General features: G+C 70.8%; 28 protein-coding genes and 2 pseudogenes. 19 read left to right on the top strand and 11 right to left on the bottom strand.

Annotated features, from left to right (window positions below):
- The first annotated feature begins 46 nt into the window (after positions 1-46).
- From HW837_RS34540 to HW837_RS34525, 4 genes are all read left to right on the top strand, one after another.
- Positions 47-895 (top strand): helix-turn-helix domain-containing protein, encoded by an 849-nt coding sequence (locus HW837_RS34540; protein ID WP_045560621.1) that lies wholly within the window; start codon positions 47-49, stop codon positions 893-895.
- Positions 892-1,110 (top strand): DUF397 domain-containing protein, encoded by a 219-nt coding sequence (locus HW837_RS34535; RefSeq protein WP_045560622.1) that lies wholly within the window; start codon positions 892-894, stop codon positions 1,108-1,110. Before HW837_RS34540 ends, HW837_RS34535 begins: the two co-directional genes overlap by 4 nt.
- 198 nt (positions 1,111-1,308) lie before the next feature.
- The gene (locus HW837_RS34530; protein ID WP_193381126.1) at positions 1,309-1,854 is read left to right on the top strand and encodes a class IV adenylate cyclase; all 546 of its coding nucleotides are present in this window, start codon (positions 1,309-1,311) and stop codon (positions 1,852-1,854) included.
- An 89-nt stretch (positions 1,855-1,943) separates the two neighbouring features.
- Entirely contained in the window at positions 1,944-2,393 is a 450-nt protein-coding gene (locus HW837_RS34525) for a DUF4240 domain-containing protein (protein WP_093791541.1), read from the top strand.
- Between the two features lie 24 nt (positions 2,394-2,417).
- On the opposite strand, the gene HW837_RS34520 is transcribed toward HW837_RS34525, so the two are convergent.
- From HW837_RS34520 to HW837_RS49705, 5 genes and pseudogenes are all read right to left on the bottom strand, one after another.
- Complete coding sequence (locus HW837_RS34520; protein ID WP_060888157.1) at positions 2,418-2,777, bottom strand: hypothetical protein; 360 nt, start codon at positions 2,775-2,777, stop codon at positions 2,418-2,420.
- Positions 2,774-3,253 (bottom strand): hypothetical protein, encoded by a 480-nt coding sequence (locus HW837_RS34515; RefSeq protein WP_093791539.1) that lies wholly within the window; start codon positions 3,251-3,253, stop codon positions 2,774-2,776. The genes HW837_RS34520 and HW837_RS34515 overlap by 4 nt, the downstream gene beginning before the upstream one ends.
- 87 nt (positions 3,254-3,340) lie before the next feature.
- Complete coding sequence (locus HW837_RS34510; RefSeq protein WP_193381127.1) at positions 3,341-4,561, bottom strand: winged helix DNA-binding domain-containing protein; 1,221 nt, start codon at positions 4,559-4,561, stop codon at positions 3,341-3,343.
- Between the two features lie 27 nt (positions 4,562-4,588).
- On the bottom strand, positions 4,589-5,143 hold the full coding sequence (locus HW837_RS49710) for an alpha/beta fold hydrolase (protein WP_313895631.1): 555 nt from the start codon (positions 5,141-5,143) through the stop codon (positions 4,589-4,591).
- Positions 5,144-5,333: 190 nt separating this feature from the next.
- Positions 5,334-5,567 (bottom strand): annotated as a pseudogene (locus HW837_RS49705) (alpha/beta fold hydrolase); the annotation flags it as partial.
- Positions 5,568-5,964: 397 nt separating this feature from the next.
- On the opposite strand from HW837_RS49705, the gene HW837_RS34495 reads away from it, so the two are divergent.
- The 10 genes from HW837_RS34495 (at position 5,965) to thpD (ending at position 15,514) form a co-directional block, all read left to right on the top strand.
- Positions 5,965-6,810: a helix-turn-helix domain-containing protein gene (locus HW837_RS34495; RefSeq protein WP_313895632.1), complete on the top strand. Its 846-nt coding sequence runs from the start codon at positions 5,965-5,967 to the stop codon at positions 6,808-6,810.
- 86 nt (positions 6,811-6,896) lie between these two features.
- Positions 6,897-7,226, top strand: a complete 330-nt coding sequence (locus tag HW837_RS34490; protein ID WP_045560629.1) for a hypothetical protein — start codon at positions 6,897-6,899, stop codon at positions 7,224-7,226.
- 272 nt (positions 7,227-7,498) lie between these two features.
- Entirely contained in the window at positions 7,499-8,878 is a 1,380-nt protein-coding gene (locus tag HW837_RS34485; RefSeq protein ID WP_193381128.1) for a type III PLP-dependent enzyme, read from the top strand.
- On the top strand, positions 8,875-9,933 hold the full coding sequence (locus tag HW837_RS34480; protein WP_193381129.1) for a holo-ACP synthase: 1,059 nt from the start codon (positions 8,875-8,877) through the stop codon (positions 9,931-9,933). The genes HW837_RS34485 and HW837_RS34480 overlap by 4 nt, the downstream gene beginning before the upstream one ends.
- Positions 9,933-11,750, top strand: coding sequence for a class I adenylate-forming enzyme family protein (locus tag HW837_RS34475; protein WP_237270492.1), 1,818 nt, complete (start codon positions 9,933-9,935; stop codon positions 11,748-11,750). Before HW837_RS34480 ends, HW837_RS34475 begins: the two co-directional genes overlap by 1 nt.
- A 147-nt stretch (positions 11,751-11,897) precedes the next feature.
- Positions 11,898-12,176 carry a phosphopantetheine-binding protein gene (locus tag HW837_RS34470; protein ID WP_045560630.1) on the top strand — a complete coding sequence of 93 codons (279 nt, stop codon included), beginning with the start codon at positions 11,898-11,900 and terminating at the stop codon, positions 12,174-12,176.
- Positions 12,173-13,444 (top strand): diaminobutyrate--2-oxoglutarate transaminase, encoded by a 1,272-nt coding sequence (ectB, locus tag HW837_RS34465; protein ID WP_045560631.1) that lies wholly within the window; start codon positions 12,173-12,175, stop codon positions 13,442-13,444. Before HW837_RS34470 ends, ectB begins: the two co-directional genes overlap by 4 nt.
- 80 nt (positions 13,445-13,524) lie before the next feature.
- A complete protein-coding gene (locus HW837_RS34460; protein WP_045560632.1) occupies positions 13,525-13,989 on the top strand; it encodes an ectoine synthase in 465 nt (154 codons plus the stop codon).
- Complete coding sequence (gene ectA, locus HW837_RS34455; protein ID WP_078853740.1) at positions 13,986-14,603, top strand: diaminobutyrate acetyltransferase; 618 nt, start codon at positions 13,986-13,988, stop codon at positions 14,601-14,603. The genes HW837_RS34460 and ectA overlap by 4 nt, the downstream gene beginning before the upstream one ends.
- Positions 14,600-15,514, top strand: coding sequence for an ectoine hydroxylase (gene thpD, locus HW837_RS34450; RefSeq protein WP_193381130.1), 915 nt, complete (start codon positions 14,600-14,602; stop codon positions 15,512-15,514). Before ectA ends, thpD begins: the two co-directional genes overlap by 4 nt.
- A gap of 98 nt (positions 15,515-15,612) precedes the next feature.
- On the opposite strand, the gene HW837_RS34445 is transcribed toward thpD, so the two are convergent.
- A complete protein-coding gene (locus HW837_RS34445) occupies positions 15,613-16,608 on the bottom strand; it encodes a GlxA family transcriptional regulator (protein WP_234442693.1) in 996 nt (331 codons plus the stop codon).
- A 64-nt stretch (positions 16,609-16,672) separates the two neighbouring features.
- On the opposite strand from HW837_RS34445, the gene HW837_RS34440 reads away from it, so the two are divergent.
- A complete protein-coding gene (locus HW837_RS34440; protein WP_193381131.1) occupies positions 16,673-18,079 on the top strand; it encodes an MFS transporter in 1,407 nt (468 codons plus the stop codon).
- Between the two features lie 42 nt (positions 18,080-18,121).
- Positions 18,122-18,424 carry a hypothetical protein gene (locus HW837_RS34435; protein ID WP_060887798.1) on the top strand — a complete coding sequence of 101 codons (303 nt, stop codon included), beginning with the start codon at positions 18,122-18,124 and terminating at the stop codon, positions 18,422-18,424.
- A gap of 118 nt (positions 18,425-18,542) precedes the next feature.
- Here HW837_RS34435 and HW837_RS34430 read toward each other — a convergent pair whose 3' ends face one another.
- Complete coding sequence (locus tag HW837_RS34430; protein ID WP_193381132.1) at positions 18,543-19,499, bottom strand: GlxA family transcriptional regulator; 957 nt, start codon at positions 19,497-19,499, stop codon at positions 18,543-18,545.
- 143 nt (positions 19,500-19,642) lie between these two features.
- On the opposite strand from HW837_RS34430, the gene HW837_RS34425 reads away from it, so the two are divergent.
- Positions 19,643-20,104: a hypothetical protein gene (locus HW837_RS34425; RefSeq protein WP_045560637.1), complete on the top strand. Its 462-nt coding sequence runs from the start codon at positions 19,643-19,645 to the stop codon at positions 20,102-20,104.
- Between the two features lie 72 nt (positions 20,105-20,176).
- Positions 20,177-20,677, top strand: a complete 501-nt coding sequence (locus HW837_RS34420; RefSeq protein ID WP_045560638.1) for a hypothetical protein — start codon at positions 20,177-20,179, stop codon at positions 20,675-20,677.
- On the opposite strand, the gene HW837_RS34415 is transcribed toward HW837_RS34420, so the two are convergent.
- The 3 genes from HW837_RS34415 to HW837_RS34405 form a co-directional block, all read right to left on the bottom strand.
- Entirely contained in the window at positions 20,668-21,177 is a 510-nt protein-coding gene (locus HW837_RS34415; RefSeq protein ID WP_193381133.1) for a hypothetical protein, read from the bottom strand. The two genes, HW837_RS34420 and HW837_RS34415, sit on opposite strands and share 10 nt — an antisense overlap.
- Positions 21,178-21,343: 166 nt before the next feature.
- On the bottom strand, positions 21,344-22,804 hold the full coding sequence (locus HW837_RS34410; RefSeq protein WP_045560640.1) for an MFS transporter: 1,461 nt from the start codon (positions 22,802-22,804) through the stop codon (positions 21,344-21,346).
- Between the two features lie 157 nt (positions 22,805-22,961).
- Positions 22,962-24,308: a DUF445 domain-containing protein gene (locus tag HW837_RS34405; protein WP_193381134.1), complete on the bottom strand. Its 1,347-nt coding sequence runs from the start codon at positions 24,306-24,308 to the stop codon at positions 22,962-22,964.
- 233 nt (positions 24,309-24,541) lie between these two features.
- Between HW837_RS34405 and HW837_RS34400 the strand changes: the two genes are divergently transcribed.
- The gene (locus HW837_RS34400) at positions 24,542-25,867 is read left to right on the top strand and encodes an SGNH/GDSL hydrolase family protein (RefSeq protein WP_193381135.1); all 1,326 of its coding nucleotides are present in this window, start codon (positions 24,542-24,544) and stop codon (positions 25,865-25,867) included.
- A 72-nt stretch (positions 25,868-25,939) separates the two neighbouring features.
- Here the strand turns inward: HW837_RS34400 and HW837_RS34395 are convergent.
- Positions 25,940-26,758 (bottom strand): annotated as a pseudogene (locus tag HW837_RS34395) (DUF1707 SHOCT-like domain-containing protein).
- Positions 26,759-26,792: the final 34 nt, after the last annotated feature.

The raw sequence follows: 26,792 nt of genomic DNA, 5'->3' as shown, positions 1-26,792 counted from the left end.
CAAGACTGAATGCCCGCTACCCGACGGATGGTTGAGAAGGTTCGAGATGGCCGGTTCACCGACGGCACGGCGTCGTCGTCTCTCGATCGAGCTGAAGAAGCTGCGCGAGAAGAGCGGGCTCACGTGCGCCCAGGTCGGGGCGGCGCTGGATTGGAGCGGTTCCAAGGTCAACCGGATGGAGACGGGCAGCGGACGGGTGCAACCGTCGGACGTCGATGCCCTGTGCCGGTTCCACGGGACGAGCGACGAGCTGCGGGAGTTTCTCAAGTCCCTGGCTCGGCAGGCCAAGACGCGCGGCTGGTGGCAGGTGCATGGCGCGGGTGTACCCGAGTGGTTCAACATCTACATCGGGTTGGAGCAGGACGCCTCGGTGCTTCGCCAGTACCAGTGCGAGTTGGTGCCGGGACTTATGCAGACAGAGGGGTACGCCCGCGAACTCCACACGACGGGTGCGCACATGTCCGTCCAGGACATCGACAGAGCTGTGCGCGTTCGCCTGGAGCGCCAGGCCATGCTCGCTCGGCCCGACGCGCCCGATGCCTGGTTCGTCGTGAACGAAGGGGCCGTGCGCAACGTCATCGGGGACAGGGCACTGATGCGGGAACAATTGGAGCGCGTGCTGGAGTCCGCCGAGTTGCCGTCCGTGACATTGCAGGTCCTCCCCTTCGACTCGGGGACCTGCCCGGCGACCGGCTCGTTCACGATGCTCGGCTTTCCCGCCCCGGAAGACCCGGATCTGGTCTACCGGGACGGCATCACCGATGCCGTCTACCTGGAGGGCGAGCATCATGTTCGTGAGTACACGAGGGCGTTCGACGGTCTGCGAGCCGCAGCTCTGAGCCCTCAAAGATCCGCCCAATTGATCAAGTCCGTCTTGAAGGAATGCGCCAGATGAACATCGCAGAGGCCGGCGACGACGACCGCCCGACGTGGTTCACGTCCTCGTACAGCAACGGCGCGGGAGGCGAGTGCGTGCAGTGCGCGATATCCGAAGACCACGCACTCATACGTGACTCCAAGAATCCGACCGGCGGCGTTGTCGCCGTCGGCAGCGGTGCTTGGCATCCCTTCATCCATGCCCTGCAGCACAGGAAGCCGACACGCTCGTAGATGCAGCCCGGGGCGTCCCGAGTGAGACGAGGTCGAGCCGCACTTCGCCGAGTGACTGCGGCTCCAGGCGGTGGTGGATCCAAGCCATCAACCCTGGCCCAGTTCCTGAACAGCCCTGTCTGCGGCGGGATCACCGGAATGCGCGAGCAGGAGTTCCACGACCTGACGCGTCGAAGCTGTCGTTTGTGAAGGGGAGTCGTGGCGCAGCACGAGTACGAGGCGAAGTTCCTGGAGATCGACGTGCAGGCCACTGTCGGCGCGCTGCGGGCGGCCGGGGCGGAACAGGTCTTCCCCAAGACCATGTTCACCCGCCTGATCTTCGAGAACGACGCGGTGCAGGGGGAGCAGTGGCTGCGACTGCGGGACGAAGGCGGCAGGACCACGCTCACGTTGAAACAGGTCACCGACGCCACACACATCAACGGAACCACCGAGATCGAGATCGAGGTCGACGATCTGGCCAAGACCGCGGAGCTGCTCTCTGCGCTCGGTCTGCGGCAGGTCCGCTACCAGCAGAACTACCGCGAGGAATGGCAACTGGACGGCGTCACCTACGACTTCGACACCTGGCCGGACCTGGACACCTTCCTGGAGATCGAGGGTCCTTCCGAGGCGGCGGTACTGGACGCCGTAGCGGCTCTGGGGCTGGACTACGACCACGCCCGCTTCGGCAGCGTCGACCTGATCTACAAGAGCGAACTGGGGCGGGACATCCTCGCCGAGCCGACCCTCCTCTTCAGGTGATGTCCAGCCCCTGTCCCGAGTAGACACAGGAGTAGGCAGACGCGATCGCCAGGACCCGGGTGTCAGTGCTGTGCATCATGCTCTGCCGCATGGATGAGAACACCTTCTGGCAGTTCATCGACGAGTGCCGGCCTGAGGGGCCCGACCCTGATGCCGAGGGGCTCGCGGAGGCCTTGGTGGGGCGGCTCGTGGGCGAGCCGGTTTCGGTGGTGGTGGGGTTCGCGGAGCAGTTGGCGTGGGCTCTCTATCGGCTGGACCGGAAGGAGTTCGGGGACGATCTCTCCGGTGACGGCTTTCTCTACACGCGGGCGGCTGTCGTGGCCGAGGGGCGTGATCGGTACGAGGCTGTGCTGCGGGATCCGGCACGCTTCGTCCCCTACGCAACGCAACTCGTCTGGGCGGAGCCACTGCTCTACGTGCCGGATCTGGCGTACGAGCGGATCACCGGCCGGGAGTGGGACCGGGAGACCCGGTACTCCTACGAGACCGGGTCGAACGCGGAAGGGTGGGGTCGGGAGGGGCAAGAGTGGTCGGGCTGACGGGCTGACCGGTCCTCGTCCGGGTCAGCGTCGGTCCGTGGCTCTCGGGTGCCCGGTGCCGGCGAAGGTGATCCAGCAGGTGTCGTTCCCTGTGTCCAGGAGGTACCAGACGCGGCCTCCGCCGGTCACCTCGATCTGCCACTGCTCGCAGGTCTGTCCTCGGTGGGTGCCGTGTGCCAGGGTGCCCTTGAGCCGATGGTGCCGGGGTGTCTCGATGGTCGGCCTCGGGGTGGTGCGCATGGTGACCCAGGCGCGGTAGGTGTTCTCTCGGGCCTGTTGGGCGAGGCTCTCCCAGCCCTTGGCCGAAGCCGCGTCCGCGAAGCGGACTTCCCAGTGGCCGTGTGGTGCGGGTGGTGCGGCGCGGTCTCCGCGGCCCCCGGTCATGCGATGTGCCGGGGGTCGGGTACCGGGCCGTAGTCCTCAGAGTGGTGGCGAGTCAGCGCTGCCAGGAGTTCCGGGTCGGAGTGGACCTCCGCGGTGTGCTGCCAGGCGATGAGGAGCTGGGCGACGGAGGCGCTGTTGCCGACCGAGTCGGCGGCCCGCATGGTGTCGACCAGCTCGACGGCGAAGGCGTGGAGATCGGGCTCGGGCAGGAAACGGACCCAGGGGAACGCCTCCGGCAGTATGTCGAGGAGCAGTTCCATGCTGCCGGGCTCCCGGCGAGCCATCGCGGCCAGCATCCGAGTGGCTGCGGACACCACCGTCTGGTCCTGCTCGGCCCGCGCCGCGGTGGTGAGGACCAGATCCTCTCCGTCCCGGCGGTGCAGGAGCAGTCTCGGTGATTCCTGTAGCCGGGCGAGTGTCTGCTTGTTCTTGTTCACCAGCTCGGAGAAGTTCACGGCCGCGCTCTCGGTACCCATAACTTTGAAAGTACTTCGAAGTTCGCTCGATCGCCATCACTCGGAGGAGTGGTGGGGGTTGGGTGCCAGCCGGAAAGCAAGGTCTCGTCAGTCGCCTCGCAGCAAGCGGGTTTCCGAGGTCGTCGGGAGTGGCTTGGTCCACCAGTGGTCGTAGCGGCGGTATGGGGTGGGGTCCGAGCGGGTGGTGAGGAAGGTCCGTAGGGTCGTGGCCTCCTGTGCGAGGGCTTTCCAGGTTGTGGTGGGGAGCGGGTGGAACGCCGTGGCTTCGATGGAGTCGGCCAGGGGGCGCCAGATGCCGGCCACCTTGCCGTTCACCAGGAGGGTCGGGAGGACGTCTCCGTTCATGCGGGTCACGTACTTGCGGTACTCGGGTGGGAGGAGGCGGCTCCGGTCCGCGTAGGCCAGGAGCGTGCTGTCCCACATGGCCATCAGGCGGGGTGGGGCGGGGGTGTCCTCCGGGGGGCGTGGGGCGCCCGGGATGTCGTACAGGGTCTGGCCGGTGTCCGTGGTCCGCAGGGTTTCGAGTTCCTCCGACATGGTGGCCAGTGCCGTTCTGATGCGGCGCTGTTGGACCAGCGCGAACTGGGCCATGTCCGCGATCGTCGCCGGGCCGAAGCCCTGGAGGTAGCGGCGGATGAGGGTGCGTAGGCCCTCGGCGGCCGCTTCCGGGTCGGTGAGGGACGGGCGGGGTCGGGCCGCCACGTAGGACTGGCGGGTGTCGAAGGACCAGGGGCCGCCCGTGGGGGCGTGCCACAGGGGCGCGTAGTGGCGGAGCATGCGGTGGGCGCCGGTGTCCAGGGTGACGGTCCCAGGGACAGCCGTGTCCGGCGTGGCGAGGTCCGGCATGGCCGTGTCGCCCAGGTGGGCCTCCAGCCAGATGCGGAGTTCAGCGGCCGTGCGGACCGTGCCGTCGGCGTGGTCGAGGAGGGGCGGGAGGAAGGTGTCGGCGTCGGCGGCCGTCAGGCCGGACGCGCGGTAGCGGGGGTCGCCGAGGCGGGAGCCTCGCAGGGTGGGTTCCATCGCCTCGCGGAACGGGGTGTAGTCGTCCGCGTGGACCGTGTGGACGGTGATCCGCATCAGCGTCGCTCGGACGAGACGGTGGGAGATGAGCGCCGCGTCGAGCGTGGTGGGGTCGAAGGGGGACAGGCGGTTCCACAGCGCGATGTACGGGGAGGCCGGGTGCTGGGCCTGGAGGGCCACGATGCGTCGTACCGCCTCCTCCACCTCCAACTGCTCGCGTGAGAGGAGCAGTTGACGGGCGAGTGTTGCCCGGTTGAGGGCTTGGGCGGTGAGATCTCTGGTCCCCATGGGGTGATTGTCTCCCGGTCCCTTCGGTTACGTTTCGCGCTGCTTCAACTGCCGTCCGCTGCCGTCCAGATGGAGCGAGTTGAGGAATCGCGACATCTTCGTGTGCAGGTGGCTCGGCTGGTCCAGGTGTACGTCGTGGCCCGCTTCCTCTATGACGGTCAGGTCTGTTCGGGTGCCCGGAGAGCGGGTGGTCGGCATCGCGGCGGCGTCGGCGGCCGCCATCGTGCCGTGCGCGCCGCGTACGACGAGGGTGGGGCAGGTGGTGGCGGCCCACTCCGCGTGGTACGTCGTATCGGCCAGCTCCGCGACCGCGGCGAGCATCGCGGCGCGGTCCGCCCTGGGGTACCAGCCGTCGGGGCGGCGTTCGAGGTTGCGGGACCAGCTCGGGTGACCGAAGAAGTCGGCTGCCCGGGACGGCGAGTCGAACGGGGTGGGCCAGCTGTCCAGCCAGGCGGCTATGTGGGCGGGCAGCGTGGGGTCGGGGGTTCCCGGGCCCGCCTCGATCAGGATCAGGGAGTCGAGGAGTTCCGGGTGCGCGGCCGCGGTGAGGAAGGCCGTGTGGCCGCCGAGGGACTGGCCCACCAGGGTCAGAGGGGGGTGGGGAGGGAGAGGAGGAAGGGGAGGAAGGTGAGGAGGGTGCGCGGAGTGCGGGGGCTGGGGCGGGAAGGCCGGGGGGGGTCCGGTCGGGGCGGGGCGCTGGGCGCTGGGTCCGGTGCGCCCCGCACAGTTCTCGGATCACCGTCACCGCGTCCCGGACGCACGCCGCCCGGCTCATGTCCGTCGGGCGCCGCGTGCTCGCGCCGTGGCCCCGGGCGTCGTACGTCACCACGCGGTGGCCGTCCGCCAGGAGCCGGGGGACCAGGTCGTCCCACTCCCCCTGGTGGCCGGCGAGTCCGTGCAGCAGCAGGAGGGTGCGGCCGTGCGGGTGCGCGTGGGCCGGGGCGTGTACGCCGTGGGCCAGGCGGACGCCGTCCGGGGTGGTGAGGTGAGCGACGGTGGCGGTCATCGCACGATCGTGACGGCCGAGGGGCGGCGGTGTCAGCGGGACCGCTCCGGTTACCCACGGTCTCGGTCGTGAAACGCGTGCGTGGTGTGTACATCCGCTGAAGGCGGGCTGGAGGCGGGCGTGTCGGGCGCCACTCGGGGTAGCGGACCAGCAACGCATGATCACGAGAGGGGGCCCGGGTCGGCGTCGGCGTCGCCGCGGGTCCGGCTGTGAGCGTGCGAAGGGGACCCGTACTGGATGGATGAGACGCATGCTCGATGTCTTTGGGATTGACGCCCGCACCGAATCCGTTTACCGGGGGATGCTGGCTCATCCCGAATCCGGCGTCACGGGGCTGAGCCACGCATTAGGTCTCTCCCGGGAAGAAATACGGGCCGCTCTCGACAGACTCAGCGAAATGGCGCTCATACGCCCGTCCGCCGAGGACCCGCAGCGTATGCACGCCCTCAATCCCCAACTGGGGATGGAGATGCTGATCGCCCGGCAGCAGGCCGAACTCGCCGTTCAGCAGCAGCGGGTGGAGGAGGGCCGGGCGGCGGCCGCCCGTATTCTCTCGGAGTTCGCGCTCGACGATTCCGCGACCGTGAAGGGGGACGCGGAACACGTCGAGGGACTCGACAATATCCGGGACCATCTGGCCGCGATGAACAACGAGGTCGAGGACGAGTTCCTGACCTTCGCGCCCGGCGGCGCGCAGACCGAGGAGAACATGCGCAACTCTCGGCCGTTGAACCGGCGGCTGCTGGACCGGGGGGTGCGGATGCGGACCGTCTATCTCGACAGCATCCGCAACGACTCCGCGTCCGTGGCGCACGCGGAGTGGCTCACCTCCTACGGGGCGCAGGTACGGACGGCGCCCTCGCTGCCCAACCGCATGATCATCTGGGATCGGCGGGTCGCGCTGATCGCCGCGAACAGTGACGACACGGGGGCCGGGGTCACGATCCACCGGGCGCAGGGCACGGTCGCCGCGCTGGCGGCGCTGTTCGAGAACGTGTGGCGGACGGCCGAGCCGTTCGGGGTGGAGGGGCAGCAGCGGGAGCCGGACGGGTTGAGCGCCCAGCAGTTGGAGGCGCTGCGGCTGTTGGCGCTGGGCCACACGGACGAGATGGTCGCCAAGCGGCTCGGGGTCTCGGCGCGCACGGCCCGCCGTATCGCCACCGCGCTGATGGAGCACTTCGACTCCCGCAGCCGCTTCCAGGCCGGGGTGCGGGCGGCACAGCTGGGGTTCATTCAGGGGTGAGCCGGGCGTGGCCGGTCCCGGCCATGGCCCGAAGCGTCCAGCGACCGTCGGCAGGGCATATGCGGCGAGCGCCCCAAGCTAGGGGGATGTATCTCATTCACCTTGCCCTGGAGCCGTCCGGCCGTGTGCCCTGCGGCGCTTCCCTGCCGGCGGACACCAGGTCGGCGATCGCGGCGTGCGCCGGTGACTCCGACGCGCTCGAACATGTCACCGTGCACCGGGACGATCCCGCGCGCCCCGTGGTGGGGTTCTTCCTGCGCGCGGCCTGTCTCGAAGAGGCGGAGGCCCGGGCGGAACGGCTCTGGCGACGGACCGCCGCGCGTCGGCCCGACCTGCGGGCCTGGCAGGTGCGGTGTTCCGAGTCGCCCCTGTTCGTGCCGGACGCGGGCTGGCCCTGGTGGCCCAGGACTGAATAGGACACGGCCAGTTTGGGCCATCGGATTCCACTTCCCAGCGCCTCTCCGAGCCGCAAAACTCTTGCTTGTCGGAAGCACCCCATCGCCCTCACAGGAATGGGCACGGAGTTCATGGGAGTCACGGGATTCATGGAATTCACGGCAAGCAATGCGCAAGGCAGCGTGCTCATCGCATTCGCGACATCCAGGGGACCTGTTCGCAAGACTCAGGACGACTCCGGCTGGCAGTGAACCGCATCAGCGGGGGCCGGAAAACCCAGGAAGGGAATTTCGTGAGTGCACAGCGCGTCCAGATCCAGGGACAATCCTTCGATGAGCTGGCCGAGGAATTCGGTACGCCGTTGTTCGTCTACGACGCGGACGTACTGGAGGGCACCTTCCGCGAACTGCGCGGTCTGCTGCCCGAGTCCGTCGACATCTTCTTCTCGCTCAAGGCCAACCCGAACATCAGCGTGTGCGCCTTCCTCGGTGCGCGGGGCGCAGGCGCCGAGGTCTCCTCGTACGCCGAACTCGTCACCGCCCTCCGGGCCGGGGTCGCGCCGCAGGACGTCATCTTCCTCGGGCCGGGGAAGGACCTGCGTGAGCTGACGGCCTGTGTGGAGGCCGGGATTCACGCGGTGGTGTGTGAATCGATGGAAGAGCTACGGCAGTTGGACCGGCTGGCGGCCGAGCACGGGCGCAGGGTTCCTGTCGTGCTGCGGGTGAACCCCGCCTTCAGCGCCAAGGGGTCCGGGCTGGCCATGGGCGGCAAACCCCGGCAGTTCGGCATCGACGAAGAGGAACTGCGCGGCGCGAAGAGCGAGTTGGCGGAGCTGCGGAACATCCGGGTGCGGGGCGTCCACGCGTACATGGGGACGCGGTTCCTGCACCACGAGGACGTCGTCCGCAACACGAGCGAGGTGCTGTCCGCCGCCGAGGACCTGGCGGGGCGGCTCGGTTTCCCGCTGGAGACCGTGGACTTCGGCGGTGGTCTGGGAGTCGCCTACTTCGACAACGAGGACGACCTCGACCTGCCCGCCCTGGGCGCGGGCATGCGCGCCGCGATCGCGCCCTTCGCCGCGCGCAACCCGAAGTGCCGGCTGATCATCGAACTGGGCCGCTTCCTGACGGCGACGGCCGGCACGTATGTCGTACGCGCCCGGTACGTGAAGGAGTCCAGGGGCGAGACCTTCGTCGTCGCGGACGGCGGTACGAATCACCACATGGCGGCGGTCGGCGTCGGGAGCTTCGTCAAGCGCAACTTCCCCGTCGTCCACCTGGGGCCGCCGCGCCCGGCGACAGGGTCAGCCGACACGTCCGTACGGCGCTACACCCTCACAGGTCCGCTCTGCACGCCCAACGACGTGGTCGCCAAGAAGGTGGAACTGCCCGAGGTGCGGCCGGGGGACCTGCTCGGGGTGGAGCGTTCGGGGGCGTACGGGCCGACCGCGTCGCCGGGGCTCTTCCTCAGCCACGGCTATCCGGCCGAGGTCCTCGTCCACCGCGGCCGGGCCCATCTGGTCCGGGAACGGGACACCACCGACGACCTGCTCGCCAAACAGCGGCTCGTCGACTTCGAAGACGTCGGAGTCTTCGATGGCTTCGAAGGCCGCGAAGTCCGCGAAGTCCGCCAGAACGACGACGACTTCGTCGACTGCGACGGGATGCCTTGAGCCTCCGGATCGGCGTCGACGTGCTCGACCGCGATGAACTTCGCGCGTTGCTCGGGCGGCCCTGGTTCCTGCGGTTCGCCTACGCCCCCGAGGAGACGGCACTCGCCGACGCGATGGGGGCCGAGCGGCGGCTGGAGTTCCTGACGGGGCGGTTCGCGGCCAAGGAGGCGGTGCTCAAGGTGTTGGGCACCGGGATGCTCCAGGGCGTCGCGCCGTACGAGATCTGGGTGGACCGGGACACCGACGGGGCTCCCGCGGTCCGGTTCCGGGGGCGGGCGGCGCGGTTGGGGCCGCCGGAGATCGCCCTGTCCATAACCCACAAACAGAACGTCGTCGCGGCGGTCGCGATCGCCCTGACCGGCGACGCCCGTGGATGCGACCACGGCCCCATCGAAAGTGCCATCGACAGAGAGGAGTTCGCCATCATGTCGTCCGCGGCGGACAGCGACGAGGACCACCACCGCAGCCCGGAGCGGCACGCGGAACAGCACGCGGAACAGCCCACCACGGCCTTCCTGCGCGTACGGATCGGTCAGGAGGACGCCCATTACGGCGGCGGGCTGGTCGACGGCGCCCGGATCCTGCGGCTCTTCGGGGATCTGGTCACCGAGATCACCGTACGGACGGACAGCGACGAGGGGCTGCTCTCCGAGTACTCCGACGTCCGCTTCACCGCGCCCGTGCAACCCGGCGACTACATCGAGGCGAGCGGTCGGCTCGTCCGCAGCACCCGGCTGCGCCGGATCGTGGAGCTACGGGCCCACAAGGTGATCGCCGCGCGGCCCGGCGTCGGTACCGGGGCGGGGTCCGCGTCCGGGTCCCGGGCAGGGGCCGGTGACAGCACCGCCGAGGTGCTCGACGAACCCCAGCTCGTCTGCGCGGCCACGGCCACGACGGTGGTGCCCATGAGGAAGGCCGCGAGGAGGCGCGAGACGGAGGTGGCCAGGGACACGAACACCCACCTGGCCAGGAACAGCGTCGCGGCCACGAACACCGTCGCTGCCACGAACACCCCCAAGGCCTCGACCGGCGCCGGCACGACGAGGGAGCAGTGATGTCCGCAGAGTCCCCGCAGCAGCTCACGGTCCCGCCGGCCGATCCCACAAGGCCCACGACGGCCACAACGGCCATGACCTTCACGACGCCCACGACGGCCACGACGCCGACACCCACGAGGGCCGCAACACCTCCGGCACCCCTCACCGACCAGAGCGCACAAACCCCCCTGCACACCCCCGACTTCACCCCCCACCTCCTCCACCACCTCCTCGACCTCGCCGCCGAACGGGCCCCCCGGGCCCCCGCCCTGAGCACGACCGGCGGTGGTGTCCTCTCCTACGGCGAACTGGCGGAAGCCAGTGCGCGGCTGGCCCGGCGGCTGCGGCGGGACGGGCTGGGCCGGGGTGACCGCCTGGTCGTGAAGGCGGCCGACGGGCTCGGCGTGGCGATGCTGGTGTACGCCGCGTCCCGGATCGGGGCGGTGTTCAGCGTGCTGCACGAGCAGGTGCGCGGCGGCCCGCTGGAGCACGTGCTCGGCGACTGCGAGCCCCGCGCCCTCGTCTCCGACGACCCGGAGGCCCTCCGCACCGCGGACGGGGCCGGCGTGGCAGCCGTACGGATCGAGGATCTCGTACGGACGGCACTGGCACCGGGGCTGGAACCGGCGCCGGAGTCGGCACCGGCACCGCCACTGCCGCCGGCACCAGTACCGCGCTCGCCCGGCACCGACACCACCGGCCCGCAGCACACGCCTGCCGGCACCCCCACTCCCTCTCCCTTTCCCACCACCGACCCCGTCAGCCTCATCTACACCTCAGGTACCACGGCTCTGCCCAAAGCCGTGGTGAGCACCCACCAGCAGGTGCTGTTCGCGGCCTCCGCCATCCAGGCCTGCCTCGGCTACCGCGCCGACGACGTCGTGTACTGCCCGCTGCCCCTCTCCTTCGACTACGGCCTCTATCAGCTCTACCTCTGCGCGCTGAGCGGCGCCCGGCTGCATCTCGGCACCGTCGCGGAGTCGGGGCCGCCGCTGCTGCGGAACCTGGAGGAGTGCGGGGCCACCGTGCTTCCCGGCGTGCCGTCCGTGGCCGACCGGCTGGCGTGGCTGTTGCGGCGTGGCTCCGGCGGGGCGGCGGGCGGGCGGCTGCCGAGGCTGCGGCTGCTCACCAACACCGGCGCGGCGCTGTCGGACTCCACGATGGCCGCGTTGCGCGGCGCGCTGCCGGGGCTGCGGATCCAGGTGATGTACGGCCTCACCGAGTGCAAGCGCACCGCGATCATGCCGCCCGACGGCGACCTCACCCGGCCCGGCTCGTGCGGTCTGCCGCTGCCCGGCACCGAGGTGTTCGTCGTCGGGGACGGCGGCGAACGGCTGCCGGCCGGGGAGATCGGGCAGTTCGTGGTGCGCGGACCGCATGTGATGGCCGGCTACTGGCGGCGCCCCGACCTGACCGCCGAGCGCTTCCCGCGCGCCGAGGGGCTCTTCCCCGAACTGCGCACCGGTGACTACGGCAGGCAGGACGAGGACGGCTACCTGTACTTCGCCGGGCGCCGGGACGACCTCTACAAGGAGCGCGGCTTCCGGCTCAGCGCGACCGAGGTGGAGGCGGCGGCGTCCCGTGTCGAGGGCGTCGTGTCGGCCGCCGTCCTGCCGCCCGACGGGCAGCGGTCCGCGGTGCTCGCCGTGGTCACGGACCTCAAGGCGGAGGAGGTGCGCGAGCGCATGCGCGACCTGATCGAACCCTTCAAGATCCCCCGCCGCTGTGTCCGCCTCGACGCGCTCCCCGTCAACGGCAACGGAAAGGTCGACCGCAAGGCCCTGGCCACCCTGGTCGCCTCCCCCGGCTCCCTCACCCCCGCACCGGCTCACTGAGCTCTCTCCCCCACCCACCTCACCCCACCCCGAAGCCCGAACCCAAAACCCGAACCCGAAGCCCGAACCCAAAACCCGAACCGGAAACCGAACCCGAACCGGAAACCCGCAACCGAACCGGCAACCCGAAACCCGAAGGACAGGCCCATGAACCGTCAGAACGTCGTCACCGCGCTCGAGAACGCCCTCACCCACGTCCTCGAACGTCCCGTCACCGGTCTCCACGGCGACATCCGCCTCTTCGACGACCTGCACCTGGACTCGACCACGATGCTGGAGATGCTGATGGCCCTGGAGGACTCCATAGGCCTGGTCGTCGACCCGGAGGAGCTCGACGCGGACGACTTCGTCTCCGTGGACACCTTCACCGACTTCGTCCTCGCCTCGGGCGCCACGGCGGACACCCCCGAGCGGGCCGCCGTATGACCATCGCCCCGCCCGACCTGAGCGTCTTCGAGACCCTGGAGTCGGAGGTCCGGAGCTACTGCCGGGGCTGGCCCACCGTCTTCGACCGGGCCAGGGGCAGCCGGCTGTACGACGAGGACGGCCACGCGTACCTGGACTTCTTCGCGGGCGCCGGTTCCCTCAACTACGGGCACAACAACCCCGTTCTGAAACGGGCGTTGCTCGACCACCTGGAGCGGGACGGGGTCACCCAGGGCCTCGACATGGCGACCACGGCCAAGCGGACGTTCCTGGAGACGTTCCAGCACCTCGTCCTCAGGCCGCGTGATCTGCCGTACAAGGTGATGTTCCCGGGGCCGACCGGCACCAACGCGGTGGAGGCCGCGCTGAAGCTGGCGCGGAAGGTGACGGGCCGGGAGACGGTCGTCTCCTTCACCAACGCCTTCCACGGCATGTCCCTCGGCTCGCTCGCCGTCACCGGCAACGCCTTCAAGCGGGCGGGAGCCGGAGTGCCCCTGGCGCACGCCGTACGACTGCCGTACGACGGTTACGTCGACGACCGTAGCGACGGCGCGCCCGAACTGCTGTGGTTCGAGCGGCTGTTGGAGGACCGGGGCTCGGGCGTGGACACGCCCGCCGCGGTGATCGTCGAGACGGTGCAGGGCGAGGGTGGCGTCAACGTCGCCCGCCCCGAGTGGCTGCGTGCGCTGGCCGTGCTGTGCGAACGGCACGACATGCTGCTCATCGTCGACGACATCCAGATGGGCTGCGGGCGGACCGGCGCCTTCTTCTCGTTCGAGGAGGCGGGCATCACGCCCGACATCGTCACCCTCTCCAAGTCGATCAGCGGGTACGGCCTGCCGATGTCGCTGACGCTGTGCAAACCGGAGTGGGACGTCTGGGAGCCCGGCGAGCACAACGGCACCTTCCGCGGCAACAACCCCGCGTTCGTCACCGCGTCCGCCGCGCTCGCCGCGTACTGGTCCGACGACCAGACCGAGAAGCAGACCCTCGCCCGTGGCGAGCAGGTCGAGCAGGCGCTGCTCGCCCTGGTCGACGAGCACCGGGACGCCGTCCACCGGGGGCGCGGCCTGGTCCGGGGCGTCGAGTTCACCGACCGGGGCCGGGCCTCGGCCGTCTGCCGACGGGCCTTCGAGCTCGGTCTGCTCCTGGAGACCTCGGGTCCCGAGGACGAGGTGGTCAAGCTGCTGCCGCCGCTGACCGTGACCCCCGAGGAACTGGACGAAGGGCTGAGCGTCCTGGCCCGAGCCGTCCGCGAGACCGCCTGACCCACCGACCCACCGACCCACCGACCCACTGACCCACTGACCCACTGACCCACTGACCCACTGAAAGGATCGAACTCACCGTGATCGTCCGATCGTTCAAGGACATCGAGAACACCGACCGTCATGTGCGGGCGAAGTCGGGCACCTGGGAGAGCAAGCGCATCGTGCTCGCCAAGGAGCAGGTCGGCTTCTCCCTGCACGAGACCACCGTCTACGCCGGCACCGAGACGACCATGTGGTACGCCCACCACATCGAGGCCGTGCTGTGCGTGGCGGGCGAGTCCGAGCTCACCGACGAGGAGACCGGCGAGAAGCACTGGATCACGCCGGGCACGATGTACCTCCTCGACGGCCACGAGCGGCACACGCTCCGCCCGAGGACGGACTCCCGTTACGTCTGCGTCTTCAACCCGCCGGTGACCGGCGCCGAGGACCACGACGCGACCGGCGCGTACCCGCTGCTGCCCGAGACACCGGTGCCGGCCGGGACGCCCGTGCCGACCGAGGCACCCGGCCCGACCCCCGAGGGGGTGGGCCGGCCGTGACCAGCCCCACCACCACCGAGAACCGGGCGCGGCCCGTGACCCCCTCCCCCGAACCGACCCGCCGGGCCGTCTTCCGCGAGCCCCGCCCCGAAGACGGCTTCGCGGTCTGGGAGTTGGTCAAGGGCACCCCCGGCCTGGACACCAACAGCCCCTACTCCTACGTCCTGTGGTTCCGGGACTTCGCCGACTGCTCGCTGCTCGCCACCGTGAACGGTGAGATCGTCGGCTTCCTCACCGGCTACCGGCGCCCGGACGAGCCCGACACGTACTTCGTCTGGCAGACGGCCGTCAGCCCCCGGCACGGCATCCCGTTCCTCGGCGTACGGCTCTTCGAGGCGGCGGCGGAGCGGCAGCGCGAGCGTGGTGCCCGCCATGTCGAGGCCACCGTGTCCGCGGACAACAAGGCCATCCAGATGGTCCTCAAGCAGTACGCCCGCAAGCGGTCGGCCGAGGTCACCGAACGCGTGCTGTTCCCGGCCGCGTGGCTCGGCGACGGCCACCACGACGAGGTCCTGCACCGCATCGGCCCCCTCGCCGGCCCTCTCACGGACCCGGTCACGGGCACCCTCACCACCGGCACGACCACCCACCCCGAGAAGGAGAAGAAGGCATGACCACCGCCACCACCCCCTCGACCTCCACCCGCCCCGACCACTACCCGACCCGGGTCACCGGTGAGGCCGTCGCCCAGCCGCGCGTCGACCCGACCGTGTGGGGCACCCGGGAGGGGCCGCTGAACCGGCGGGAGCTGGAGCGCTACGAGGCCGACGGCTTCCATGTCTTCGACGCCCTGCTCAGCGAGCAGGAGGTCCAGCTCTACCGCGCGGAGCTCCAGCGGCTGAGCGAGGACCCGGCGATCCTGGCGGGCGACCGCGTGGTGCTGGAGCCGGACTCCGACCGTCTGCGTTCCGTGTTCGAGGTGGAGAAGGTCAGCGAGGTCTTCGCCGACCTGCTCACCTCGCCCCGGCTGATGGACGTGGCCCGGCAGGTGCTGGACTCGGAGGTGTACATCCACCAGAGCCGCGTCAACTACAAGCCCGGCTTCGGCGGCGCCCAGTTCGACTGGCACTCGGACTTCGAGACCTGGCACGCCGAGGACGGGATGCCCCGGCCGCGCGCGTTCAGCGTGTCCATCGCGCTGAGCGAGAACTACGAGTTCAACGGGCCCCTCATGGTCATGCCGGGGACGCACCGGACGTTCATCCCCTCGGTCGGCGAGACGCCCCTCGACTTCCACAAGGAGTCGCTGCGGGTGCACAAGATCACCGTGGGCTCGCCCGGTCCCGAGCACCTGACGCGGATGGCCCAGGAGCACGGCATCCGGCAGATCGCCGGGCCCGCCGGGTCCGCGGTGATGTTCGACTCCAACCTGATGCACGGCTCGAACGGCAACATCACCCCGTTCGCGCGCTCCAACATCTTCATCGTCTACAACAGCGTGGAGAACACCCTGGAGGAGCCGTACGCCGCGCCCGTGCCCCGCCCGCAGCACCTGGGCAACCGGGAGTTCCCGCGCGGCATGTGAGCGACGGTACGACCATGGGGCGGCCCCTTCGCTAAGGGGCCGCCCCGCTCGGCGTCCGGTAGCTCACGCACCGCGGTCACGCACCCAGGTCACGCAGCTCACGCACCGCGGAACGTCGTCCGGTACGCGCTCGGGGACGTGCCCAGCGTCTCCTGGAAGTGCCGGCGTAGGTTGGCCGCCGTGCCGAGGCCGGTGCGGGCCGCGATCTGGTCGACCGGGAGGTCGGACTCCTCCAGCAACTCCCGCGCCCGCTCGACGCGTTGCCGGGTGAGCCAGTTCATCGGCGTCATGCCCACCTCGTCGCGGAACCGCCGGTTGAAGTTGCGCACGCTCATCGCCTCCCGGGCCGCCAACTGCCCCAGGGTGACCGGCTCGTGGAGGTGCCGCAGCGCCCATTCACGGGCGGCGGAGGTGGCGGGCGCCGCGAGGGCGGGCACGGGGCGCCGTACGTACTGGACCTGGCCGCCCTCGCGGTGCGGGGGCACGACCGTGCGGCGGGCCACGTCACCCGCGACGGCCGTGCCGTGGTCGCGGCGGATCATGTGCAGGCACAGGTCGATGCCGGAGGCGCAGCCGGCGGAGGTCAGGACGTCACCGCCGTCGGTGTAGAGGACGTCGGGGTCCAGCTCGACCCGGGGGAACAGCCGGGCGAACAGGTCGGTGTACCGCCAGTGCGTGGTGGCCGTGTGCCCGTCGAGCAGTCCGGCGGACGCGAGGACGAAGGCGCCGGTGCAGATGGAGGCCATCCGCGTGCCGGGGCGGATACGGGCGAGGGCTTCGGTGAGCGGGGCGGTGAGGTCGGGGGTGTCCTGGACGTAGTCGTCGTGGGAGGAGAGGACGATGACGGTGTCCGCCTCGGCCAGCGCCTCCGGGCCGTGGGGCACGTCGACCGTGAAGTCGCCGTCCGTGCGGGTGACTCCGGCGCGCAGCCCGCAGGTGACGACCTCGTACAGCGGCTCCCCCTCCGCCGTCGCGCCCTCTCTGGCCTGGCCGAACAGCTGGTGCACGATGCCCAGTTCGATGGGCAGGAGCATCTGACGGGCCAGTACGGCGACGCGGTGGCGTCCGGGATGGGCGAAGACAGACATGGCCATATTCTTGCGCACCAGGTCCATCTGGCCACTCGTGGGGGCGGCCCCGGCCCAGCAGGCTGGACCCATGGCTGAGCTGACGACCCGGACCACAGACCCCGAGCACGCCACCGAAAACGCGCCTGAACTCACCCCCGAACCCACCCCTGAACCCACTCCTGGACCCACTCCTGGACACGAGCGGACCGGGGCCCACGAGGGCGGGAGGGCCGGCCCCCCGGGCCCACGTCTCCACCGCGCCTGGTCCGTGGCCCTCGCCGCCGGGGCCGCCATCGTCACCGCCGGGGCCTTCACCACCGTTCCCGGGCTGCTCGTGACCCCGCTGCACGAGAGCTACGCCTGGGACCGGGGCCAGATCGCCCTCGCCGCCTCGGTGAACATGGTGCTCTTCGGTCTCACGGCCCCCTTCGCCGCCGCGCTGATGGACCGGGTCGGCATCCGGCGCGTGGTCGTCGGCGCCCTGCTGCTCGTGACGGCGGGCGCGCTGCTCACCAGCGTGATGGCCCAGCCCTGGCAACTGACCGCCTACTGGGGCGTGTTGATCGGGCTCGGCAGCGGATGCCTCACCATGACGTTCGCCGCGAGCGTCACCGGCAACTGGTTCGAGCGGCGGCGCGGACTGGTCACCGGAGTGCTCAGTTCCTCCAGCCACCTGGGCCAGCTCCTCTTCCTGCCGCTGCTGGCCTGGGGCGTCGACCGGCACGGCTGGCGCCCGCCGGTGGTGACGATGGCATTCGTCGCCCTCGCGGTGACCGCCCTCGTCCTCCTGCTGCTGCGCGACCACCCTGCGGACGTGGGCGCGAAGCCTTACGGGGCGCGGGAGTTCGTACCGAAGCCGCCGCCGGCGTCGGGGGCGGCGCGGCGGGCGCTGACGGTGCTGTTCGACGCCGCGCGGACCGGGCCGTTCTGGGTCCTGGCCGGGATGTTCGTCATCTGCGGCGCCTCCACCAACGGGATCATGTGGAGCAACTGGGCGCCGGCCGCCCACGACCACGGCATGCGCGCCACCGCCGCCGCGTCGCTGCTCTCGCTGATCGGCGTGTTCTCCGCGCTGGGCGCGGTCTTCTCCGGCTGGCTCACCGACCGCTTCGACCCGAGCCGGCTGCTCTCCGCGTACTTCGCGGTCCGCGCGCTCACCCTGCTGGCGCTGCCGATGGTGTTCTCGTCCACCGTCACCCCCACGATGATCGTCTTCGTCGTGGTCTACGGCCTCGTCGACGTCGCCACCGTCCCACCGGTCATCGCCCTCAGCGACCGCGTCTACGGCGAGAACGGCCCGATCGTCTTCGGCTGGGTCAACTCCGCCCACCAACTCGGCGCGGGCGCCTCCGCGTTCCTCGGCGCCACCGCCCGCGATCTCTTCGGCGCGTACGACGTCGTCTGGACCAGCCTCAGCGCGGTGTGCCTGGCCGCGTCCCTGCTGGCCGTGGTCGTACGGGGGCCTCGGGGCGCCCGGCGGGTGAGGGCGCAGTAGCCTCGGGCGCGACGGACCTGGCGCAGGACACGGGAGGCATCGATGGCGAGGGTTCCCACGGCGGCGGTGGCCGCGAGCGGGCTCATCGGCGGGTACGGGGTGGCTCGCTGGACGAAGAAGCGGCCGCTGGGCGGGGCGGTGCTCGCCGTGGCGGGTGCGGCGGCGGCCCAGCAGTGGCAGAAGGCGGCCGGGGGCAGGGCCGCGGGCGCGCTGACCGCCGGGTATGTGGCCGCGTTCGCGGGGTCGCATCCGCTGGCGAAGAAGGTGGGGGCCTGGCCGGCGGTGTTCGGGGTCGCCGGGGTGGTGGCGCTGGCGTCCTGGGTGGTGGCCGACCGGAAGGGGTAGCCGCGCCGGGAGGGTGGCCGCCCCCGGGAGGGGTAAGGGGTCCGGCCGGTCGGGGGCCGCGGGTCGGCCGTGGTTGCTCGCGCACTTCCCCGCGCCCCTCGCGGGGCGCGGCCCCCGCTCAGCGCACCCCTCCCCGGAACGCCCGCCGGTACGCCTGCGGGCTCGTGCCCACCACTCTCTTGAAGCGGTCCCGGAAGGCCGTCGGGGAGCCGAAGCCGGCCTGGGCGGCGATGCGGTCGACCGTGTGGTCGGTGGACTCCAGCAGGTACTGGGACCGCCGCACCCTCGCCCGGCTCAGCCACTGCAACGGCGTCGTGCCCGTCTGTTCGCGGAAGCGGCGGTTGAGCGTACGGGTGCTGGTGCCCGCGTGCAGGGCGATGTCGTCCAGGGTCAGATCCCGCTCCACGTTCTCCTCCATCCAGCGCAGCAGGGGCTCCATCGTGACGCCGGCGGGCGCCGGGGGCTGGTCCTGCACGATGAACTGCGCCTGGCCGCCCTCCCGTTCGAGGGGCATCACACACATCCGCGCGGTGAAGGCGGCGACCGCCGAGCCGTGGTCGCGTCGGATCATGTGCAGGCACATGTCCATGGCCGCGGCGGCGCCCGCCGACGTCAGGAACTGCCCGTTGTCGACGTAGAGGACGTTCGGGTCGACGGTGATTCCCGGGTGGCGGGCCGCCAGATCGGGGGCCGCGATCCAGTGCGTGGTGGCGCGCAGCCCGTCCAGCAGACCCGTCGCGGCGAAGAGGAACGCGCCCACGCAGATCGACGCGATCCGCGTCCCGCTCGCCGCCGCGGCGTGCAGCGCCTCCGTCACCCCCGGCGGCAACGGCAGGGTCGGGTCGGCCGTCCCCGGCAGGATGATCGTGTCCGCCTCGGCCAGCGCCTCCAGCCCGTACGGCGCCCGCACGCTGAACGGCCCCGCCTTCACCACCCCGTCCCCCGCCGCCGAGCAGACCCGCACCCGGTACGCCTCCCGCCCGTCCGGCAGCCGCGCCCAGCCGAAGGTGTCGACGGGGGCCGCCATGTCGAAGGGGATCACGTCGTCGAGCGCCAGTACGGCCACGGTGTGCATGGCGGGAGCGTAGGCCTCCACCGGGTTCCAGCCAACAGGACCCGGGTACCCCCTGCCCCACCGTGACAGTGCTGGCGAGAATCCGTTGGTGCCTGGCAATCCTGCCACTCCTGTGTGACCCTTCCCCGGCCTACCGTCCCCTCGTGACCAAGTTCCTCCTCTCCCTCCACGTCCTCGCCGCGATCGTCGCCGTCGGGCCCGTCACCGTAGCGGCCAGCATGTTCCCGCCGAGCGCCCGCAAGGCGCTGGCCGAACCCGACAGCGAGCAGGCCGTGTCGGCCGTACGGCTGCTGCACCGGATCTGCCGGGTCTACGGCGGTGTGGGCATCGCCGTGCCCGTGCTGGGATTCGCCACGGCGCTGAGCATGGGGGTGCTGAAGGACGCGTGGCTGATCGTGTCGATGCTGCTGACCGCCCTCGCGGCCATGGTCCTGCTGGCACTGGTGCTGCCACGGCAGGAGGAGATCCTGGAAGGGATCGGCGGCACCGCCGTCGACGCCGGGACCACCGCCCGACTCGCCATGTTCACGGGCCTGTTCAACCTGCTGTGGGCGACGGTGACGATCCTCATGATCGTGCGGCCGGGCTCGACGACCGGAGCCTGAGACCACCCCGGGCCGCACACCGGCCCCTCCCCCGGCTTCACACCGGCCCACCGGCGGGTGCATGATCCGGCCATGCATCCACAGCAGTCACCCTCCCAGGCCTACCTCGCCTCCGTGGCCGCCCGTCTCGCCGCCGACGAATGCCGTACGTGGTGGGAGGAGTGGGCCGGGGTGCCCGTGCTCGTCGGGCGCCGGGCCGACTTCCGGTGGAGCTGGATGGGGACCAAGCTGCACCTGTTCACGGTCGCTGCGGCGGTCCAGGAGATAACCATCCCCACCATCGAGACCTTCACCGACCAGGTGCTGACGTACGCGAAGAAGACCAAGGGCGGCCTGCCGGTCGGCATCCAGAACGGTGTCGCCGCGTTCCCGGTGCTGGTCAGCGACCGGGTGGACCCGGCGGCCGTCCGCTGGGCCGAGGCCCAGCAGCGCAACAAGTGGGCCTGCATGGCCCGTCCCGTGGTGGTCGACAGCACGCAGCAGTACGTGGGCACCTACCGGGGCACCCCGGCCATCGGCCTCGTCTACTCGTCGTACTTCGAGAACAAGGCCCACCGGTACTTCTACGGCTGACCGGCGGCCGACCGACCCACCGAGCGGTCCGCCGAACGGTCCTGGGGCCGGCTGTGGATCAGCCACCGCTCGTCCACCGGGTCCGTCCGGAACCGGCGTGCGACCGAGGACACCACCAACACCCACGCGCCCAGCACCAGCGTGAAGAAGGCCCAGGACAGAGGCCAGACAGCCGCGTCCGGCGGCTCGGTGTGGGCGTGGAAGGCCACGTACATCAGCGCGGACGGTGGCACGGCGACCAGGAGCAACGGCCAGGCCAGGGCGTCGCGGTGGCCGAAGTAGGCCGCCAGGACCAGCAGGACGAGGGCGAGGACGACGACCCCCGTGACGGTGACGGGGGTCGCCTTCGTGAAAGATCCCTCCAGTTCGGGCCGGTCACGCAGGTCCCAGGGGAGACAGAGGCGGTACGCGGCCGCGGCGAGCGCGGCGCCGAGCAGGCGGGTCAGCCAGCGTTCCGGCCAGGGCCGCGTGCGCAGGGGGCGGAGCAGCTTCTCGGTCATGCGTACGAGGTTTCCCGCACGCCCGCCGAGCCGACAGAGTACGGATACTCAGACCGCCCCCCGCATACCCAGAAGACCCCGACCGAAGCCGCGCCCCAAAGGGGCGCGGGGAACTGCGCGACCAGCCCCCACAGCGCCGCAGCCGACGCACAACCCAACCCGCCCCCTAGGCGGAGCCACGCGCCGACAACGGCTCCGCGATGTCCTCCAACGACCTCCGCTCCGCCCGCACCGCGAGGAACGCCGCCACCAGCCCAGCCGCGCACATCAGCCCCGCGCCGATCTGGAAGGCGAGGACCGTGTCGGAGACGACGCCGGACTCCGTCAGCTCGGCGAAGATCAGCGGCCCGCTGATACCGCCGGCCGCCGTGCCGATGGCGTAGAAGAAGGCGATGGCCATGGCCCGGGTCTCCATCGGGAAGACCTCGGAGACGGTGAGATAGGCGCTGCTCGCCCCGGCCGAGGCGAAGAACAGCACCACGCACCAGCACGCCGTCAGGGTCACCTGGTCGAGCGAACCCCGGCCGAAGAGCCAGGCCGTGCCGAAGAGCAGCACACCGGACAGCAGATAGGTCCCCGAGATCATGATCCGGCGGCCGACCGTGTCGAACAGCTTGCCGAGCAGCAGCGGGCCCATGAGGTTCCCGGCCGCGATGACGGCGAAGTAGTAGCCGGTGTCGGAGGTCGGGACGTCGTAGAACGTGGTGAGGATCGCGCCGAAGCCGAAGGTGATCGCGTTGTAGAGGAACGCCTGTCCGATGAAGAGGGAGAAGCCGAGGACGGCGCGGCGGCGGTAGCGGGAGAAGACCGTACGGGCGATCAGACCGAAGCCGACGCTGCCCCGCTGATGGATGGTCATCTCCCGGTCGGCCGCGGGCAGCGGGCGCCCCTTCTCCTGCTCGACCTGCTCCTCCACCTCCGCGACCAGCCGTTCGGCCTCCTGCTCGCGGCCGTGGATCAGCAGCCAGCGGGGGCTCTCGGGGACGTTCCGGCGCACCAGCAGGATCACCAGGCCCAGCACCACACCGAGGGCGAAGGTCAGCCGCCAGCCGACGTTCGCCGGGAACAGGTCGGTGTTCAGGGCGACGATCGACAGCAGCGAGCCGCCGATCGCGCCGAGCCAGAAGCTGCCGTTGATGACGATGTCGACGCGGCCCCGGTACTTGGAGGGGATCAGCTCGTCGATCGCGGAGTTGATGGCCGCGTACTCGCCGCCGATGCCGAAGCCGGTGAGGAAGCGGAAGAGGAAGAACCACCAGGTGGAGAAGGAGACGGCGGTCAGCGCGGTCGCCGCCAGATAGAGCACCAGCGTCACCATGAACAGCTTCTTGCGGCCGAACCGGTCGGTCATGTGCCCGAAGAAAAGGGCGCCCGCACAGGCGCCGGCGACATACAGGGCGGCCGCTATGCCCGTGACCTGCGCGGACGAGATCGGCAGCCCGCTTCCCTCCTCGGAGAGCCGGCCCGCGATGTTGCCGACGACGGTCACTTCCAGACCGTCGAGGATCCATACGGTGCCGAGGCCGATCACGATCGTCCAGTGCCAGCGCGACCAGGGCAGACGGTCCAGGCGCGCCGGTACGGCGGTGGTGATCACACCCGGTGACTTCGGGGCTGTGACGGACATGGGCTGGGGCTCCCTCCACTTCGAGCGAACCCGACCCGAGTGCCCTCCCGAGCAGCGATCACGCCCGACCGCCGCCACCGCAGCCGAACAGCAGCCGAACGGCCCCGAATTGCCCACACCCCTACGACCGCCACGCGCCCCGAACGGCCAACGCGCCCTACGCCCCCAGCGCCCGCGACACCGTGTAGATCACCAGCCCGGCGAGCGAACCGACCACCGTGCCGTTGATGCGGATGAACTGCAGGTCACGGCCGATGTTGGCCTCGATCTTCTTCGTCGTGTGCTCGGCGTCCCAGCCGGCGACGGTCTCGGTGATGAGGGAGGTGATCTCGGCGCGGTAGGTGGTGACGACGTGCACGGCCGCGCCCTCGACCCACCTGTCCACCTTGGCCTGCGCGTTCGGCTCGGTGGCCATCCGGGTCCCCAGCGACAGCAGGGACGCGCGGACCCGCAGCCGCAGCTCGCTGCGCTCGTCCTCGGCGGCGGACACGATCATCGACCGTACGGCCGTCCAGGCGGAGGCGATCAGGTCCTGGACCTCGCCCCGGCCCAGCACCTCGCCCTTCAGCCGCTCCACCCGCGCCCGGGTCTCCGTGTCGGACTGGAGGTCGGTGGCGAAGTCGGTGAGGAAGCGGTCGAGGGCGCCGCGCGCCGGGTGCGTGGGCGAGTCGCGCATCTCGGTGGCGAAGCGGAGCAGTTCCTTGTAGACCCGCTCGCCGACCTTGCGGTCCACGAACCGGGGGGTCCAGCCGGGGGCGCCGCCCTCGACGGCGTCCATGACCTGGGTGTCGTGCAGGACCAGCCAGTCGTGGGCGCGGGTGCAGATCAGGTCGACGACCCGCCGGTGACCGCCGTCGGTGACGACCCGCTCCAGCATCTTGCCGATACCGGGCGCGATCTCCTGGGCGTTCGCCCGCCGGGTGATCGCCTCCCCGACCACGGCCTGGACGTCGGAGTCGCGCAGCACGGTCAGCGCGCCCCTGAGCGCGGTCGCCAGCTCGGCCGTCACCCGGTCGGCGTTCTGCGGCTCGGCGAGCCACGAGCCGAGCCGGCTGCCGATGCCGACGGCCCGCAGCCGCTGCCGTACGACATCCTGGGAGAGGAAGTTCTCGCCGACGAACTCACCGAGCGACACGCCCAGTTGGTCCTTCTTGGTGGGGATGATCGCGGTGTGCGGGATGGGCAGCCCGAGCGGATGCCGGAACAGCGCGGTCACCGCGAACCAGTCGGCCAGCGCGCCGACCATGCCCGCCTCGGCCGCCGCCGCGACATAGCCCGCCCAGGCACCCGCACCTTCGTGCGAGGCCCACTTGGCCAGCACGTAGACCAGCGCCACGAAGAGCAGCAGCCCGGCCGCGATGAGCTTCATCTGCCGGACGCCGCGCTGCTTCTCCTCGTCGGCGGCGCTGAAGGTGGTCATGGTGCGGTGCGAGGCACGCGCCCCGGCGTTCACCGCCGCCTCGGGCTGCGCTTCTTCCACTTTCGTACGGTCCGTACGGTCCATTCACTCCACCCGTTCCCTGTCCCCCGTACACATTGTCCGCTTCCTCATCTCTTCACCGCTCGGTGACGTGACCCACTCCATGACGTACTCCCGGAACGGAACAGGAGTTCCCCGCGTCTGTCCGGGCGGGGGAACCGATGGGGGTTCTCGTAAGCGACCCCCACCCCATGACGCATCATGGGGTGATCACATCGGAGCCTCGGGGCTCCACAGCCCGAGGAGTAGCACACCGCATGACCAGGCAGCACGGTTATGCACTTCTGGCGGCCATGGCCGCCCTGATCGTGGCCGTCTCGGCCGCGATATACGTCGGCGTCGGCATCGACGACGGCACCCCGCGGCAGGAGACCTTCGCCCGCGCGCCCCACAACAGCGCCGCCCCCGCCTCCACCGGCGTGTGGGTCGGCGCCTGGGCCGCCTCGCCGAGCGGGTCGGAGCCGGGTACCGAGCGGGACGGCCTCGCCGGCCGCTCGGTGCGCAACGTGGTGCACACGACCGCCGCCGGAACGAGTGCCCGCGTCACCCTGTCCAACCTCTACGGCCAGCAGCCGCTGACCATCAGTCACGCCTCGCTCGCCGTCGCCGCGTCGAGCGACACCCCGGCCGCGGCGGCCGAGACCATGCGCCGCCTCACCTTCGCCGGCAACCCGACGGTCGTCATCGCCGCCGGCCGACAGGTGGTCAGCGACACCGTACGGGTGCCGATCCCGCACGACAGCGACGTACTGATCACCACCTACTCCCCGACCCCCTCCGGCCCGGCGACCTACCACGCGCACGCGCGGCAGATCTCCTACACCGCCGAGGGCGACCAGGTCGCGGACGTCACCGGTGGGCCGTACACCACACAGTCACTGCACTGGCGGTACGTCACCGCGCTGGACGTGCTGAGCAACGAGTCGGCGGGCACGGTCGTGGTCCTCGGTGACTCGCTCACCGACGGCGTCACCTCCACCGTCGGCGAGAACCGGCGCTGGACGGACGTCCTCGCCGGACGGCTCCGCGCGGCCGTCGGCTCCTCCGACACCCCCCGCTACAGCGTCGTCAACGAGGGCATCAGCGGCAACCGCGTCCTGACCGACGGCAACGGACGGCCCGCCGAGAACCCCAGCGGCCTCAACCGCTTCCAGCGCGACGTGCTCGGCCGTACGGGCGTCAGGGCCGTCGTCATCGACCTCGGCGTCAACGACATCCTCAAGAACCCCGGTCGGACCGACCCCGAGGCCGTCACCACCGGTCTCCGCCGACTCGTCGACCAGGCCCACGCCCGCGGCCTGCGCGTCGTCGGCGCCACGCTGATGCCGTTCCACGGCCACCGCGGCTACTCCGACCAGCGCGAGTCCGTCCGCCAGGCCATCAACGCCACCATCCGCTCGGGCACCGTCTTCGACACCTACGTCGACTTCGACAAGGCCCTGCGCGACCCCTACGACCCCCGCAGCCTCCGCCCCGACTACGACTCGGGCGACCACCTGCACCCCAGCGACAAGGGCTACGCCCGTATGGCGGAGGTCTTCGACCTGGAGAAGCTGAAGGGGTCGGCACCGGCAGAACTGTGACCTTCCCGCGCCCCGCCAGGGGCGCGGGGAACTGCGCGAGCAACCACGACGGACCCGCACCCGGCAGACGGCCTACCGCTCCCCACCCCTACGCCGCTCCCGCTCACGGTCCCGGTCCCGGTCCCGGTCACGCCGCATCCCATGCACCTGTTCACGATGGGCCGCATGCAACTCACGCCGGGTTTCACGGCGCTCCAGCCGCTCCTGCCGCCGGGCCTCCTTCAGCCGCTGCCGCTCCGCCTTCGGCACCTTGCGCTCGACCCCGACCCCGCCCCAGAACGCGAACCCGGTGATGATCACCCGAGGCGCACCGGGGTCCCCCGGCACGCCCTCCTCGCTGTGGTCGAATCCGCCCATCACCCCGACGCCCCGGACCACGACCTCGACCCCGGGCGGCACGACCACATTGATCCCGCCCATGATGGCCACGCAGTTGATGGTGACCTCACGCTCCGCGAAGTACGCGTCCCGCAGGTCCAGTTCGCCGCCGCCCCAGAACGCGAAGCAGTCGAACCGCTCGGGCACGGTCCACCGCCCCTTGCGCTCGAACCCGGACATGATCGCCACACCCCAGGTGGACGACCCGTCGCCCCCGACGATCCGCTCCGGCCAACTCGCGTTCTCCGCAGGCCCCTTGACCAACGACACGGGCGGCTGCGGCACCACGGCCGGCGGCGCCACGGCCCCCGCGCCGGGCAGGTCCCGGGTAATCGGCGCCAACTCACCTTACGTCCGCGCCTTGTACGTCGCGTCCAGCCGCTCCTCGAACTCCTCCATGTCGAGCCGCCCCTCCGCGAGGGCGTCCCGCAGTTGCTCGGAGACTCGTTCACGATCGGCGTCGGAGGCACGAAGGTCCGCGGCGGCCGGAAGATCCGGCAGGTCGTCCGTCATACGAAGCAGCGTACGAGGAACCCCCCACGGGGGG

It is taken from the genome of Streptomyces caniscabiei (assembly GCF_014930365.1).
GTDB classification, from domain to species: Bacteria; Actinomycetota; Actinomycetes; order Streptomycetales; family Streptomycetaceae; genus Streptomyces; species Streptomyces caniscabiei.
The sequence above is the reverse complement of the archived record's forward strand: the minus strand, read 5'-3'. Positions and strand labels throughout refer to the sequence as shown.